Source organism: Paenalcaligenes sp. DL 463, assembly GCF_057475185.1.
Window position 1 is genome coordinate 1,808,827 of record NZ_JBYBKX010000001.1, and the last position, 14,909, is coordinate 1,823,735.

General features: G+C 48.7%; 14 protein-coding genes, 1 tRNA gene and 2 riboswitches. Of the genes, 11 read left to right on the top strand and 4 right to left on the bottom strand.

What is annotated here, in order from left to right:
- Window positions 1-118: 118 nt before the first annotated feature.
- The 5 genes from AC2UZI_RS08680 to AC2UZI_RS08700 all read left to right on the top strand — a co-directional run bounded on the left by AC2UZI_RS08680 (window position 119) and on the right by AC2UZI_RS08700 (window position 4,378).
- Window positions 119-1,411, top strand: coding sequence for a DNA cytosine methyltransferase (locus AC2UZI_RS08680; protein ID WP_486943409.1), 1,293 nt, complete (start codon window positions 119-121; stop codon window positions 1,409-1,411).
- A 704-nt stretch (window positions 1,412-2,115) separates the two neighbouring features.
- The gene (locus tag AC2UZI_RS08685; RefSeq protein WP_486943410.1) at window positions 2,116-2,685 is read left to right on the top strand and encodes a hypothetical protein; all 570 of its coding nucleotides are present in this window, start codon (window positions 2,116-2,118) and stop codon (window positions 2,683-2,685) included.
- A complete protein-coding gene (locus AC2UZI_RS08690; RefSeq protein WP_486943411.1) occupies window positions 2,682-2,915 on the top strand; it encodes a hypothetical protein in 234 nt (77 codons plus the stop codon). Before AC2UZI_RS08685 ends, AC2UZI_RS08690 begins: the two co-directional genes overlap by 4 nt.
- Complete coding sequence (locus tag AC2UZI_RS08695) at window positions 2,905-3,195, top strand: helix-turn-helix transcriptional regulator (RefSeq protein WP_486943412.1); 291 nt, start codon at window positions 2,905-2,907, stop codon at window positions 3,193-3,195. The genes AC2UZI_RS08690 and AC2UZI_RS08695 overlap by 11 nt, the downstream gene beginning before the upstream one ends.
- Window positions 3,155-4,378, top strand: coding sequence for a tyrosine-type recombinase/integrase (locus AC2UZI_RS08700; protein WP_486943413.1), 1,224 nt, complete (start codon window positions 3,155-3,157; stop codon window positions 4,376-4,378). Before AC2UZI_RS08695 ends, AC2UZI_RS08700 begins: the two co-directional genes overlap by 41 nt.
- 171 nt (window positions 4,379-4,549) lie before the next feature.
- Here the strand turns inward: AC2UZI_RS08700 and AC2UZI_RS08705 are convergent.
- Window positions 4,550-4,626, bottom strand: a tRNA-Val gene (locus tag AC2UZI_RS08705).
- A 93-nt stretch (window positions 4,627-4,719) separates the two neighbouring features.
- The gene (gene nhaA, locus AC2UZI_RS08710; RefSeq protein WP_486943745.1) at window positions 4,720-6,066 is read right to left on the bottom strand and encodes a Na+/H+ antiporter NhaA; all 1,347 of its coding nucleotides are present in this window, start codon (window positions 6,064-6,066) and stop codon (window positions 4,720-4,722) included.
- A 429-nt stretch (window positions 6,067-6,495) separates the two neighbouring features.
- Between nhaA and AC2UZI_RS08715 the strand changes: the two genes are divergently transcribed.
- From AC2UZI_RS08715 to AC2UZI_RS08725, 3 genes are all read left to right on the top strand, one after another.
- Window positions 6,496-6,942, top strand: a complete 447-nt coding sequence (locus tag AC2UZI_RS08715; protein ID WP_486943414.1) for a YkgJ family cysteine cluster protein — start codon at window positions 6,496-6,498, stop codon at window positions 6,940-6,942.
- A gap of 88 nt (window positions 6,943-7,030) precedes the next feature.
- Window positions 7,031-8,080, top strand: coding sequence for an NADP(H)-dependent aldo-keto reductase (locus AC2UZI_RS08720; protein WP_486943415.1), 1,050 nt, complete (start codon window positions 7,031-7,033; stop codon window positions 8,078-8,080).
- A 63-nt stretch (window positions 8,081-8,143) separates the two neighbouring features.
- Window positions 8,144-8,235, top strand: a riboswitch (glycine riboswitch).
- 1 nt (window position 8,236) lies between these two features.
- Window positions 8,237-8,329: riboswitch (glycine riboswitch) on the top strand.
- Between the two features lie 47 nt (window positions 8,330-8,376).
- Window positions 8,377-9,627 (top strand): D-amino acid dehydrogenase, encoded by a 1,251-nt coding sequence (locus AC2UZI_RS08725; RefSeq protein ID WP_486943416.1) that lies wholly within the window; start codon window positions 8,377-8,379, stop codon window positions 9,625-9,627.
- A 112-nt stretch (window positions 9,628-9,739) separates the two neighbouring features.
- Here the strand turns inward: AC2UZI_RS08725 and AC2UZI_RS08730 are convergent, their stop codons facing one another.
- A complete protein-coding gene (locus tag AC2UZI_RS08730) occupies window positions 9,740-10,813 on the bottom strand; it encodes a tetratricopeptide repeat protein (protein WP_486943417.1) in 1,074 nt (357 codons plus the stop codon).
- Window positions 10,814-11,032: 219 nt separating this feature from the next.
- Here AC2UZI_RS08730 and AC2UZI_RS08735 point away from each other — a divergent pair, with 219 nt between their 5' ends.
- The 3 genes from AC2UZI_RS08735 to AC2UZI_RS08745 all read left to right on the top strand — a co-directional run bounded on the left by AC2UZI_RS08735 (window position 11,033) and on the right by AC2UZI_RS08745 (window position 14,229).
- On the top strand, window positions 11,033-11,854 hold the full coding sequence (locus AC2UZI_RS08735) for a MetQ/NlpA family ABC transporter substrate-binding protein (RefSeq protein ID WP_486943418.1): 822 nt from the start codon (window positions 11,033-11,035) through the stop codon (window positions 11,852-11,854).
- 53 nt (window positions 11,855-11,907) lie between these two features.
- Window positions 11,908-12,828, top strand: coding sequence for a patatin-like phospholipase RssA (gene rssA, locus AC2UZI_RS08740; protein WP_486943419.1), 921 nt, complete (start codon window positions 11,908-11,910; stop codon window positions 12,826-12,828).
- 87 nt (window positions 12,829-12,915) lie between these two features.
- Window positions 12,916-14,229: an arsenic transporter gene (locus tag AC2UZI_RS08745; protein ID WP_486943420.1), complete on the top strand. Its 1,314-nt coding sequence runs from the start codon at window positions 12,916-12,918 to the stop codon at window positions 14,227-14,229.
- A gap of 40 nt (window positions 14,230-14,269) precedes the next feature.
- Here AC2UZI_RS08745 and grxB read toward each other — a convergent pair whose 3' ends face one another.
- On the bottom strand, window positions 14,270-14,908 hold the full coding sequence (grxB, locus tag AC2UZI_RS08750; protein WP_486943421.1) for a glutaredoxin 2: 639 nt from the start codon (window positions 14,906-14,908) through the stop codon (window positions 14,270-14,272).
- Window position 14,909 lies beyond the last annotated feature (1 nt).

Here is a 14,909-nt window from a genome sequence, read left to right on the forward strand (position 1 = left end):
CTCCTCAAACCTAGCTCTACATATAATCAAGACCGAGAGCACTCCTCCTTCTTGACTAATTAACCTCAAGAGTTAAAATTACTCGCCGGGAGAAAAACCAGATAAACCAAGGTAGGAAATGACCATCACTATTAGAGCAGAATACATCAAAAACCTACGAACCAAGCTCGGCTTAGGGCGTACTGAATTTGCAAACTTACTAGGCTTAAACTCTACTGGTGAGCGCACCATCAGAGGCTGGGAAGAAAGCGAACACGAGCCTTCATCGACAAAATGGGAGTCCATTCTAAATCTAGAAGAGCGCTTAAATGAACACAACAGAACGGCCCCCTTCAGCCATAATGAAAGCAAACATAATGACTTTACCTTTATCGATTTGTTTGCTGGCATAGGAGGTATACGGCTTCCTTTTCAAAGTCAAAATGGTAAGTGTGTCTTCAGCTCAGAATGGGATAAGTTTGCCCAAAGGACTTATTTAGCAAATTTTGGCGAGATGCCAAATGGCGATATCACCGAAATCAAAGCTAAAGACATTCCTGATCACGATATTCTTCTCGCTGGCTTTCCTTGCCAAGCATTTTCGCAAGCTGGCTTAAGGCAAGGATTCAATGATACCCGAGGAACAATGTTTTTCGAAATCCAACGAATTGTTGCTGAAAAACGACCCAAGGCCTTTTTGCTCGAAAATGTTAAACAGCTCCAAGGCCACGACAAAGGGAAAACCTTAAAAACCATTCTTAGCATATTACGAGGCGACTCACTGCACAGCATTCCTGACGAAATACCTATCAGCGAAGAGGCTCGGGCAACGCTCTCGAAGAAGCTAAACTATTGGGTTGATTTCAAAATTTTAAGAGCAGCTGATTTTGGCGTACCTCAGAACCGTGAACGTATTTTTATAGTAGGTTACGATCTCGATCATTACAAAGATATAAATTTTGATGATTTATTCTGCTGGCCAACCCCACCACTTACTCAAACTAGAGTAGGAGACATTTTGGAAGACCCAAAAATATTGGCAGAGAGAGAGGATCGCTATACGATATCTGATCGCCTTTGGGCAGGACATCAAAAAAGAAAGCTAGAGCACCAGATTAAAGGTAATGGATTTGGATACTCTTTAGTCTCTGAAGATACTGCTTACACCAATACTATCAGCGCTCGATACTATAAAGACGGCTCAGAGATCCTTATCGATCAAAGCCACTTAAAAAAGAATCCTAGAAAACTAACTCCTCGAGAATGTGCCAACCTTCAGGGATTCCCTGAAAACTTTATTGTAGATGCTGTTTCACAAGGGCAAATCTACAAACAGTTTGGTAATTCCGTATGTGTCAAAGTTGTTGATGCGGTGGCAACCCAAATGCTTGCTGCTAAAACCCAAGCCGATAAGCTCTTAGCCAAATCATAGCAATCCATCAACTAGCTTTAGCACCTCAAAGTTTAATTTTGAAGTGCTAAAGCGGCCTGAAAAGAACTTCTTTTTCTTCACCATCCAATAATTCCTTAACGGCCTTATTGGCTCCCCTCGCACTCACACATTAATCAATGACGCGCTTATTTATTACAGTCGCGGCGCTTTCGCTCGCCCTTTTGCTGAGCAGTGCTGCATTCACCCACCTAATGATATGAAAAACCGAACCAAGAAATACTGGTCGGCAGTAGCCGTGGGCGTCTCATTTGTCGCCGCCCTTGCCGTCACTCTTATTGTCGAATTCTCGTAAAGGAAACCAACCGTGAAATCTAAAGACCCTCTCTCTGTGTATGTTCGGAGCGAACTCAAATCAACCCCGCAGGAGCGAATCAATCTCGAACGCACTGCGCAGCTCTATGACCCCGAGAAATCGCCAGTGATTCTTTCCTCAAACGTGCCATTTAAAGGCTCATGGAGTAACGGGAGGCTGGTGTGATGAAGCGTTGGCTTTTCTGGATTCTATTTGGAGTGATATTCGGGCTGGGTTTTCCTGCCCTTTTTTATGCCCTATACAAACTAACGGCTGGTGCATATATGGCTGAGCTCACCGCGCAAGGCCTTCTCTACCTGCTTATTGCTGTTCTCGCATACATAGTAGGTTTCTCCACTGGGTACGCTATGGATAAAGGGGGTAGTGATGAATGACTGCGTTAAACAGAGCTCAGCGCCGAGCGATCAAGAAACATAAGCCAGCCCGCTTCATTGATAAGCGCCGTGCGTGGGCTCGTATCGGCCTAAACATGCTTTCAACGTCATTTGACGACATTAGCACCGACGCTATTACAAAGCTGCTTATGCCTGTCTACGCATCAATCACGAGCATGACAGACGGCAACGGCACCGAAGCTGACTTCCTTGCCCTTGTTCAGGCCAATGCGCTTGGTTTTTGTCTAGCTGCACGTCTGCATGAGTTCGGCAATGCAAAGGAAGAAATAGCCGCTCTGCAGCCGATATTCGAGAATGCGGCCACTGCTCTAGAAGGTGTAGGTATGCGCTTTAACCGGATTGGAAAGTACGGGCTGAACGGCAATGAGCTAAGCAAAATCCGCATGGCCGTCACCACCCTACACGACCTTATCGGCATTGCCGACAAAGGCCACATGCTTTCAGCACAACGCAGCGCCCTTGATCTGGTGAATTCGTGGATCGATGCGTCGCACAAATTAAAGGATGAGCAAGAGCTCACTGCTACAAGAGGAACACGAATGTGACGACTAACCGCAAAGAATACGCTAAACCCCTGCCCCGACTTCAGCATATTGAACCGGGGCAATTTTTTACCCTGCGCAACGGCGAAACTCATCAACTGCTCGATAAATGTGAGCTGTACGGCTACCTCGAGCACGGGAAAATCGGCCTAAGCGCCGAGCTAAGTCCAACAAACATGATTTTCGGTGATGGCGCCGGATGGAGAGCACAAGGAAAAAACCATGAGCACTAAGAATATGCGTTCACGAATCAGTTCCAAAGCCGTGCAAACAATAAGGCCCGAAGGACTTTATCGCTGGGATGAGTTTGCAGACCGAATCCCCTTCTCAAGAGAAACATGGCGTCAACGAATTTTAAAAGGACAAGCTCCGGCCGCGACCATTACCAGCCGAGCATGTACTGCATGGCGCGGTTCGGATATCTTGGCTTGGCTTAAAGAGCCAGATGCTTACCTCAAGGAGACCAATATCAATGTCCAAAAGACTTCCCCCACTCACCGACAAAAAGTGTAGAGCTATAAAACATGCTCCGGGTGGTAAAAATCGTCACTTTGATGGTGGAGGCCTTTATTTAGAAGTGCTTGTTAGCGGCTCTAAACGTTGGAGGCTGAAATACCGACGCCCTATAAGTCGCAAGGAAAATACCCTGACGTTCGGCCCATATCCTCAAATAACATTGGCCGCCGCTCGAGCACTACGAGAAAAAGCAAAAGAGCAGCTATCGCAAGGCCTTGATCCAGCAGAGTCCAACGACGACTTCGGCAAAGACCCTCGCCCTACTTTCTTAGCTATAGCCGAGCTATGCCTAGAAACGCGTCAACCTGTCTGGAGCGTCGGGTATTACCAGCGGGTAAACAATGCCCTCAAGGCAAATATATATCCGTACTTTGGTGATTTACCGATAGAAAACATTAACGGCAAAATGGTTTTAGATGCTGTGAAGCGAGTAGAAGAGCGCGGCGCTCTCGAAATGGCCACACGAGTTTTAGATGCCGTTGGCATGGTGTTTCGTTATGGCTGTGGAATCGGGATGGTTCAAACCGATGTTACTCAAGGGCTAAGACAGTTTTTACGCGAACGCCCGCCCGTACAACACTTCCCCCACGTCGCTAAAGAGGATCTGCCTCATCTGCTTAAAAGCATTGAGCAATATCACGGCCGTCCCGAGACACGGCTGGCCATACAGCTAATGATGCGCACCTTCCCCAGAACAAATGAATTGCGTTGGGCTGAATGGAGCGAGTTCAATTTTGACGAAGCGTTGTGGCTGATACCCGGTAGCCGCATGAAAGGACGATTAGTGCAAAAAGAGATCGCGCCTGAACACATCATTCCTCTTTCAACTCAATCATTAGAAATTCTAAAGCGATTACACGAGCATACTGGAAAGTTTAAATTCTTATTTCCAAACGTTCATAACCCACGCAACTCTGTCATGAGCGGTGACACCATTAATAAAGCCCTGAAAGTTATGGGCTTTGACGGACTGCAGACTGGTCACGGATTCAGGGGACTCGCCTCAACGATCATGAACGAGGAAAGCAATATTCGCCCCGACGCTATTGAGCGCCAGCTTGCGCACCGCGACAGGAACATGGTGCGGCGGGCGTACAACCATGCTCAATACTTAGCGGAGCGAATTAAGCTGATGCAATGGTGGTCTGATTATCTGGATGAGCAGCGAAACCAGCCCTAAAAATTCCATACCCCAAACGCTATAACTCATACCCCCAACCATACCCCCAAATTATTTTGTTATGGCTTGTTCTGGCTTGTTCTGGCTTGGTCTGACTGGGCAACAAAAAAGCCGCAACCCATATTTGGCGCGGCTTTGCTTGGTCTGGCTTGGTACAGCTTGTATGTATTCTGGTAGGCAGTACTGGATTCGAACCAGCGACCTCTACGATGTCAACGTAGCGCTCTAACCAACTGAGCTAACCGCCTAAATCTGTGAAGAAAGCAATAATAGCGCGATTTATCGGATTGTGTCAAGGCCAATACACGTTTCGCCTATTAAGTCACGTTTTATCCCGCCCTCTACTGCTTGTTCTGCTTTCTTCCCCACACTGCTCCGAAGACAAGGCCGATGATCGCTGCTGTTACCGAGGCGATTAACACCCCTAGTTTTGCAGCATTTAACAAATTCAGATCGCTAAAGGCTAAGGTAGCAATAAAAATGGACATGGTAAAACCAATACCTGCAAAGACGCCAACTAAGGCAACTCCACCCCAACTAACACCTTCTGGCAATCTACACAAGCCGCTTCGCACAGCAAGAACGCACAATAGATAAATGCCCAAGGGCTTACCGAACACCAAGGCCACCATGACGCCCAACATAACGGATTGTGCAGTGCCCATCGATAAGTCCACACCACCCACGGTAACCCCCGCGTTAGCAAAAGCGAAAATCGGCATCACCATAAAAGCCACCCAAGGGTGTAAGGCTCGTTGCACACGCATAACGGGCGGCAAAAGCTCGCGCTGAGCTTCACGTATCTTTTGTAGGCTAGCGGCCAAATTACGGTCGTCATTAAGCCCTTCGTTTTTATAACTCGTTGCAACGCGCCCAGCCTCTTGCTCTAACTGCAGTTGGGCGGGTGTGCTCAACGTTTTAGCAGCAACGGGCGTCATTAACCCCAATACCACCCCCGCTAAGGTTGGATGAATTCCTATGGTTAAAAAACCAAACCACAACAGGGCGCCGGGCACAATATAAAGGTAAGCAGCACTGAAACCCAAACGTTGCATCGCAATGACTAATACGATACCGGCTGCTGCCAACGGTAACCCAGTGACGTCGAGGCCCCCTGAGTAAAAAAAGGCGATGATCAGTACCGCCGCAATGTCGTCAATGATAGCGACTGCTAACAGTAGGATGCGCACGTTGGCTGGGATGGAGCGGCCTAGCAGAGCCAAAATACCAACGGCAAAGGCGATGTCCGTGGCTGTGGGTACCGCCCAACCATCGCTCGCTTCGCCAGAGGCACTCAACCCTAAATATAAGCAAGCGGGCACGAGCACCCCACCAATAGCCGCCGCCAACGGTAATGCTGCTGTCCTTACTGTAGAGAGCGCTCCGTCGTGAATTTCACTGCGAACCTCCATTCCCACAACGAGAAAGAATAGGGTCATTAAGCCATCATTAACCCAAAACTGCAGAGGCTGAGAAATAAGATACGAACCGTACCCAAAACTAAGTTCACGCGACCAAAATGCGTGATAGGCGGATGCCGCCGAGGTATTGGCGAGCAAGAAAGCAGCAAACGCTGCGGCGATAAGAATGGCACCGCCAGCGGCTTCAATATGTAGTAGGCGTTGACAGGCGGCTAAAAATGAGCGCATCCGTTGCTGAGCAACGGGAGGTTGAGGATAGGTGTGCATGAAAGTAGGACGCAATGACGGCAATGCGTGGCGGCCCGACCAACGCGTTATCTGTCCTAGACCAACCTCATGTTGATCTGACACCCGAAGCAAAGGCTAAACGAGATTATTTAGAATGACAATCCCCACCTAGGGGAAACCCTAGCTATTTTGTACTGTTGTTCTCCACTCGATGAGCTCATGGTTAAGCCACCACGACGCAGGCTTATTTATCCGGGTTATTTCTATATAAAACCATAATAAATATTGACTTAAATATTAAAAACCAGCTATATATCAATCTGTTACCCAAAAAATTATAAAACCTTAGCCGCAAGATCAGCTTGGCAGAATTCACATAAAATCTCGTTCTTATACAAGGGGTTAAACGCTAAATACAGCGCCAACCTCTCATACGTCTTTTACACAAGTTATTGATGGAATTAACCGATGACTGAAGCTATACGATTGACCGCTATTAAAGACCTACAGGACCTCGTTGAGACTAACAACGCAGAAACAACCAGTCGCCCTAGTCATAACAATCCGTGCTTTGCTTGTGGTGCCTGTTGTGCCCACTTTAGGATTTCTTTTTACAGTGGCGAATTAGAAGGCGAAACCGGCGGTTGGGTTCCCATATCGCTAACAAGCAAAATTGGCCCCTTACGTGCTGCAATGAAAGGCACTGAATCTGGCGGCGGGCGATGCATCGGCTTAAAAGGAGACATCGGAGAGGCTAACATCGGTTGCGGAATCTATCCGCTGCGTCCCTCTGTCTGTCGTGATTACGAGGCCTATGACCACGATGGCATCCCCAATCCTGACTGCCAACGCCTGCGTCTAGCCAAAGGCTTGCCCCCATTACCCGAACGATTCGTTGACGCCCTAGCTGCTTAACACTTCTCGGACTACACTGCTGAGGTACCTAGCCCAACTCTGCTCTGGGCTACTTTGTTTTACCTTGCGTTTTATTGGAGCGAGCACATTGAAATACCGTAAATTGGCCTCTACTGATGTAGAGCTTAGTGTTATTGGTCTTGGCACCATGACATGGGGCGAACAAAATACCGAGGCCGAGGCCCACGAACAAATTGATTATGCCTTATCAAGAGGCATTAACCTTCTTGATACCGCTGAAATGTATCCGATTCCACCATGCGCAGAGACGTACGGCGTAACCGAGCAATACATCGGTTCTTGGATTCGTAAAACAAAAAAACGGCAGGATATCTTTCTGGCTTCGAAAGTGGTGGGGCCATCACGCGATGTGACCCGCCCAAGTTATATACGCGCAGGTAAAGCACAGTTAGATAAGGCGAATATGCGTCAGGCTTTGGAAGATAGCTTACGCCGCCTCAACACAGACTACCTAGATCTGTACCAACTTCATTGGCCCGATCGCAGCACTATCATGTTTGGGCAACTGACCTACCCATGGGTAGACGATGAGGTTTCTGTATCCATCCTCGAGACCTTAGAAGCGTTAAATTCCTTTGTACAAGAAGGTAAGATTCGCTACATCGGGGTGTCCAATGAAACGCCTTGGGGTGTCAGCCAATTTTTAAGGCTGGCCGAGCAACATCAGCTTCCTCGTATCGTCAGCATACAAAACCCTTACAACCTACTTAACCGTAGTTTTGAGCAAGGACTGTCCGAATTTAGCCATCGTGAAAATGTGGATTTACTCGCCTACTCCCCGCTTGCTATGGGGATGCTAACGGGAAAATACTTGCAAGGCGCTAAGCCCGCTAACGCGCGCTTAACCCTTTATGAGCGTTTCACACGCTACACCACGGTACTTTGCGAAGCCGCGACTGAAGCCTACGTTTCGTTAGCACATCAGCATGGATTAAGCCCAACCACTATGGCTTTAGCCTATATTAATCAACAACCTTTTGTGGCCAGCAATTTGATTGGTGCGACCAGCATCGCTCAGCTTAAAGAGAACATTGATAGCCTGGAAACGAGTTTGTCTGACGAGCTGATCACCGAAATCAACACCGTTTTCAGGCAATATCAAAACCCGGCAGCCTAAAATCATATGGGGTAAGCGCTACTTGCACTATTAGGTTAAAATTCCTACGATTACAGTGTCGCTATTGCTATTAAGAAAGAGACCCAGCGTTCATTATGGGCGCCGACGGAGCAACCACCCCGGAAACTCTCAGGCAAAAGGATCTTAATAGCAAGACAATCTGGAGAGAGGTATTTACTTACCCACCGAAGGGGACCACATCACGCTAACACCGGTGTGGATCAAGCTCTCAGGTAACCGAACAGATGGGGTGCAAATGTTAATTAACATTTGCTCCTTTTCTATTTGGATCTACCATGACTACTATTGCTGTTATCGGTTCGGGCATTACAGGTGTAACAACCGCCTATGCCTTGGTTAAAAATGGCTTCAACGTTGTTGTCCTCGACAGACAACGCTACCCCGCAATGGACACGTCTTTTGCCAATGGGGGTCAGCTCTCCGCGTGCAACGCCGAAGTGTGGAATAGCACGTCCACGGTCTTGAAAGGCCTTAAGTGGATGTTCAAAAAAGATGCCCCTCTTTTGCTAAACCCCAGTCCAAGCCTTCATAAATACACCTGGATGGGTGAGTTCTTACGTAACATTACTCGCTACGAAGAAAACACCATCGAAACCACAAAACTTGCCATCTCCGCCCGCGAGCACTTATTTAAGTGGGCGGAAGACGAAAATATCGACTTTAACCTTGAAAAACGTGGCATTTTGCACGTTTACCAAAGTAAAAAAGGCTTTGAGTCCGGTCTAAAGGTAAGTGAATTGCTGGCTCGTGGTGGGCTAGAGCGTCGTGCTGTCACACCTGAAGAAATTAAAACCATCGAGCCCACCTTAGTTGGCCAGTTTTATGGTGGTTTTTTCACGCCCTCTGACGCCACCGGCGATATTCATAAATTCACCCGTGGTCTAGCTGATGCCTGCAAACGCCATGGCGTCAACTTCATCATGGATGTAGAGGTCGAAGCTATCACCCCACTTACGCATGGGCACCAAATTCGCTACCAGTCTTTACTCGCTGACGCCCCCAAAACTTCCGAGCATCTGGATGTGGACGCTGTCGTTATTTGCGCTGGTGTGGGTAGTCGCAAGCTGGCCGCTATGGTTGGTGACCGTATCAACATCTACCCTGTTAAAGGCTATTCCATTACGGTTAATCTGCTTGATGAAGAAAGCCAGAACGCCGCTCCTTGGGTCAGTCTGCTAGACGAAGAGGCTAAAATTGTCACTAGCCGTTTGGGAGTAGACCGCTTTAGAGTTGCTGGCACGGCAGAATACAATGGCGAAAACAAAAACATCCGTGCTGATCGCATTGCCCCACTTATTAACTGGACACGCAGAAACTTTCATCAAGCTGCCACTGATAATGTGATCCCGTGGGCTGGATTGCGCCCAATGATGCCCGACATGATGCCACGCGTACAAGCTGGTAAGCGCAACGGCATTTATTACAATACTGGCCATGGGCATCTGGGGTGGACCTTATCCGCGGCCACAGCCCAGAGCATTGCCTACACCATACGCACGTCTTTACCCACTACCGTCGCGGCCTAACTGAACGAGTTCACAACGTCAACGATAGCCCGTCGAGCCCTAAAACGTCATCAGCCCATCTTTTTTCAATAAAAAGATGGGCTGATTGGTTTTTTACTGGGGCACTACGCCGTTATGACTCGACAAGTCCTAGACTGTTTAACCCCCCAATGTGCTCTGGCCACTGCTTTTGTCGTGCACTTTGCAATAAGATACGTGCCCAAGCGATCCACCCCTCCCAGGCAATACGCTTATCCCACGCTGTCCCCCATGCTTGTAAAGCCTGTAAACCAGCAAGCGCATGCGACTCCGCTTCAGCATAATCGCCCCGCGTTAAATGCAATTGGGCCATCAACAAGCGCGGCTCACCTACCCATGGATTATGATCAATCACCGACTCAAGCAAATGTACGGCAGTTTGGTCATCCGTTAAGGGATGCATACGTGTAATGACCTGCCAATACAAGCCTGAAGCAGCCGCTTCATCTTTGGCACTGAGGGTGTGCTTTGCCGAACCGAAAGCCGGAGGAATCGGTATACCCGTGTCCGTGTTGAGACGATCAAGCGCATTCAATAAACGAGACAGCATACCTAAAATAGCAGCTGGCGGTTTTAAAGGCCCGGGCCACAACGATGCGGCCCAATGCGGGCTCAACTCTCGGCGCTGTTGATAAGGGTAGGCCGCAAAAATATCGTCTTGCCAGCTATGCCATTGCTCACCGACGTCAGCGACCGTCACCACGATGAACGCCGCAACTTGACGCGGCGTTAACGTAAACGACACCCCTTTTGCGTCGGTTAGCACCATACCATCGGGGCCTATACTTTCGCCCTCTAACACCGCCTGAACAAATCGTGTTCGTGGCATGGCGCAGAAAAGGCTGACCCAAGACTCGGCTTCCTCACCCAACACATTTTTTAGGGTCTCACGCTCACGTTCTCGATCGAATAAGTTTAAGTTAACGTATTCATTTCCATAAACACTATGAAACAAACCCAGCAAACGCACTTCGCGCGGCTGATTCCAAAGCGTCAAACTACGATAAACCCCCAATAAATGGTGTTTAAACGTACCGGCCTTATGCCAATCTTCACTGGCGCTTCGCTTAAATAATAAGCTCAGCAACCGCGGAAGGTCGGCATCAATGGCCTCGTAATTCTCAGCCAGTAAATCGACTGTGTGATGATGTAGCTCGGAAGAAGACATAAAACAAGTACCGTTTCTAAAGAGACGCCTCGCGCTCAAACTGGCTAGCGCGGACGTCGTTCAATATGATTAGCCCAGCTTATTTCTTTTGGTTATATAACCATATGAAATAAAGACATATAACTACGAATTATTATAGGTAAAATCCATCAATCTACTTGATAATAAAAATCGCTATTGCCACCTTTATTAGCAGATCTAAACCTTAACGAGAACTTCATGCCTCAACTACCCTTTCAGCCAATTCGCCGATTTATCCAAGGTCTTAGCGCCTTTGCTATTGTATCCTTTTTAGCCGTTTCACCCACCCATGCTCAAGACTCTGCATTGCGTGTGGGCGTTACTGCTGGCCCCCATGCGCAAATTGGTGAGGTCGTTCAGCGCGTCGCGAAAGAACGCGGTCTGGAGGTTAACCTCACGGAATTCAACGACTTCATTCAACCGAACGCCGCTCTGGATGCGGGTGATATCGACATTAATATTTATCAGCACGTTCCCTTTCTTGAGTCGCAAAATAACATGCGCGGCTATAAGTTAGTGCCCGTGGGCGATGCTGTTGTTCAGCTGATGGGCGTTTACTCACAACGTCATAGCTCGTTGGACGAGATTCCTGAGGGTGGAAGCGTTGCGATTCCAAACGACCCTACAAATGGTGCCCGCGCACTACTCGTTCTTCAAGCAGCAGACCTCATCAAGCTGAAAGATGGAGTCACTGTCACTGCCTCTCCTTTTGATATTGTTGAGAACCCCAAAAAGCTACGTTTTATTGAAATCGAAGCCGCGCAACTGCCACACTCTTTATCCGATGTGGACGCAGCAGCGGTTAACTCTGCCTACGCAGTGCAGGCTGGGCTTTCCCCCACAAAAGACTCACTGACTTTAGAAAACAACGATGCTGAATTTGCTGTGGTGGTCATCGCCGCACGTGAAGACAACAAAGACGACCCTCGCATTGCCAAATTCGTTGAGGCTTATCGCTCTGACGAGGTTAAGCAATTCGTAGAGGAAACCTTCTCCGGCGCCTACACTACCACTTGGTAAACACTACGGCGGATTGAGAAGTCCCTTCTTACATATCGGCCTTTTTGCTCAACATGTTACGTCTTACTAAACCTAAAATTGGACTTGCGTTGGGCAGCGGCTCGGCGCGAGGCTGGTCACATATCGGCGTCATCCGTGTATTGGAAGACGCCGGTTTTGTACCCGATATTATTTGTGGGACGTCAATCGGCTCTTTGGTTGGCGCCGCCTACGCAGATGGGCAACTTGAATCGTTAGAAGCCTGGGTCCGAAGCTTAAGCTGGCAAAGTGTAATGGGGCTGCTCGACTTCTCTACAAATGGAGGGCTTCTTCACGGAGAAAAGCTCTTTGGCTTTTTGCGTACCCACCTCAGCGACAAAGACCTGAGCTTATTACCTAAAGCTTTCGGTGCTGTCGCTACCGAACTCATTACCGGTAGAGAGGTGTGGTTACGTGACGGCTCTGTGATTGATGCCGTTCGTGCTTCGGCCGCCCTGCCCGGCTTATTCAAACCGGTTGAATATGAAGGTCGCTTACTGGTTGATGGCGCATTGGTTAATCCAGTTCCCGTGTCTCTGTGTCGAGCTATGGGGGCCGATATCGTGATTGCTGTGGATTTAAACTCTGATCTCATCGGACGTCATTTTAACGTTAGCGACACCACTGCAGAACCCGACGAGACCAAAGCACCCAGCGCTTTTGCATCCGTGTTAGACAAGTTCCCCTTAAAGCTTGGCGGTCTGAAAAGTGGTCCTGCTACGTCTACCGTTATGCCATCAATCTTCGATGTGTTAAGTATCAGTCTAAACATCATGCAGGTCCGTATTACACGTAGCCGCCTCGCGGGCGAACCTGCTGACGTGTTAATCAGACCACGTCTGGCCAATTTTGCGCTAATGGACTACCACCGTGCTGCACAGGCGATTGAAGAAGGCGAACGAGCCGCTCAACATGCCTTAACAGAGTTACAGGATATTTTTTCGCAGCGTCAGTAAGCGAATGCTCTCTTATCAAACCATCGATCACGTGGGTGCAGCCTATCGCCCATTGATTTCAGCTATCTCAACACGGTAGGTCACTTCATGCTAGCCATGGTTATTTTCGCCTTCACCTTATTATTGGTGATTTGGCAGCCCAAAGGTCTTGGCATTGGATGGAGTGCCTTAGGCGGTGCACTGATTGCGTTAGCGCTCGGCGTGGTTCAATGGTCAGATGTGGGCGTGGTTTGGGACATAGTCTGGGATGCCACTTTCACCTTTGTGGCGCTCATTATTATTTCATTAATATTGGACACCATTGGTTTTTTCACATGGGCTGCGTTGCACGTTGCACGCTGGGGAAAGGGTAACGGACGTTTATTATTTCCGTTGATCGTCGTGCTAGGGGCGATGATTACAGCGGTGTTCGCTAACGACGGTGCGGCATTACTGCTCACGCCCATCGTAATAGCCATTTTATTACGGCTGAATTTTTCCTCATCCGCAGCTTTCGCCTTCATCATTGCAACCGGTTTTATCGCCGATACCACAAGCCTTCCACTGGTCATATCAAACCTAGTAAATATCGTCACAGCCAATTACTTCGGTATCAGTTTTGATCGCTATGCAGCCGTCATGGTACCCGTGAATCTGGTTTCATTGCTGACGACTTTACTCGTACTGTGGCTGGCCTTCGGTCGACAAATACCTAAGCATTACGCCATTGCCGCGCTAAATTGCCCACGAACGGCCATCAAAGACATCGTGGTGTTTCGAGCCGCCTTTCCGATTCTTTTTGCCTTGCTCATCGCCTATTTTGTCACGGCTCAGTGGGCTGTGCCGGTGTCGCTTGTTACTGGAACTGTCGCCCTGCTATTGGTGGCTATTGCTGGTCGATGGTGGCGAGGCGGTAAGGGTGCGGTTATCTCCGTGTCCACCGCACTGCGTCACGCCCCTTGGCAAATCGTACTGTTCTCCATCGGGATGTACTTAGTGGTTTACGGTTTAGGCAACGCGGGTCTGACCCACTATGGAGCCAAAACGCTTCAGTGGCTAGCACTACAAAGTGATGTTGTTGCCACAATTGGCACAGGTTTTCTTGCGGCCATTGTGGCATCTGTCATGAACAACCTGCCCTCCACACTAATCGGAGCGCTGGCTGTCGACGCAGCGCGCGTCCCAGCAGCTACGAAAGAACTCATGATTTACGCGAATGTCATCGGCAATGATCTAGGCCCGAAGTTCACCCCTATCGGAAGCCTCGCCACTTTGCTGTGGTTACATGTATTGGCGGGCAAAGGCCACAAAATCAGTTGGGGGCAATACATGAAAATCGGGCTGCTGATTACGCCCCCAGTTTTACTCGCTACCCTCGTCGCTTTAGCCTTGTGGTTACCCAGACTACCCACAGCATCGTAACAAGTCGACATTCAGGATAAGGCAGCGAGAAGCTGCCGCCTTAGCGGGCCTGATCAATGTGTAGGCCGACCCCTGTCGAGGCTTCCATACGCATCATGTAGCGCTTAACGTTATCAGGATACGCAACGTCTTTAACGATGCTCAACATGCGTAACGACGGATACAGCAAAAAATCGTCGGCATCCACTTGCTCACGGTCGGCAAGCAATTTATCTAACTGAACGAATAGCGCTTCGATCTCGCCAACTAGCTCGGGAGTGCGACTCAACAATTCGTCAAAACCCCCAAAGTTCTTGGTCTGTCGAACTCTAAACGCCTCTCGTGCTTCAGCCGTCGCAAACTCTGGCATATCAGCGACAGCCAACCGAGGGATTGCAAGATTAAGGATGGGACGCCACGCTTTGTCATGCCATCGCTGTATAGGACTATCCTTGCCAACGGGACTAACGAGCGGTTGGCCATACCCGCTGTCAATGTAATGGACGATATCCATGCTTTCGGCAGTATGACTACCATCATTTTTTTGTAAGATAGGCGTCGTTTTTTTACCGACCAATGACGTCGGCGTATCCACATCATCCTCTAACAAAAAACTCAGCTCTAACGGAACAGACTTTAGACCAAATATCATGCGCGCCTTGGCGCAAAACGGACAATGATCGTAAACATATAACTTCATG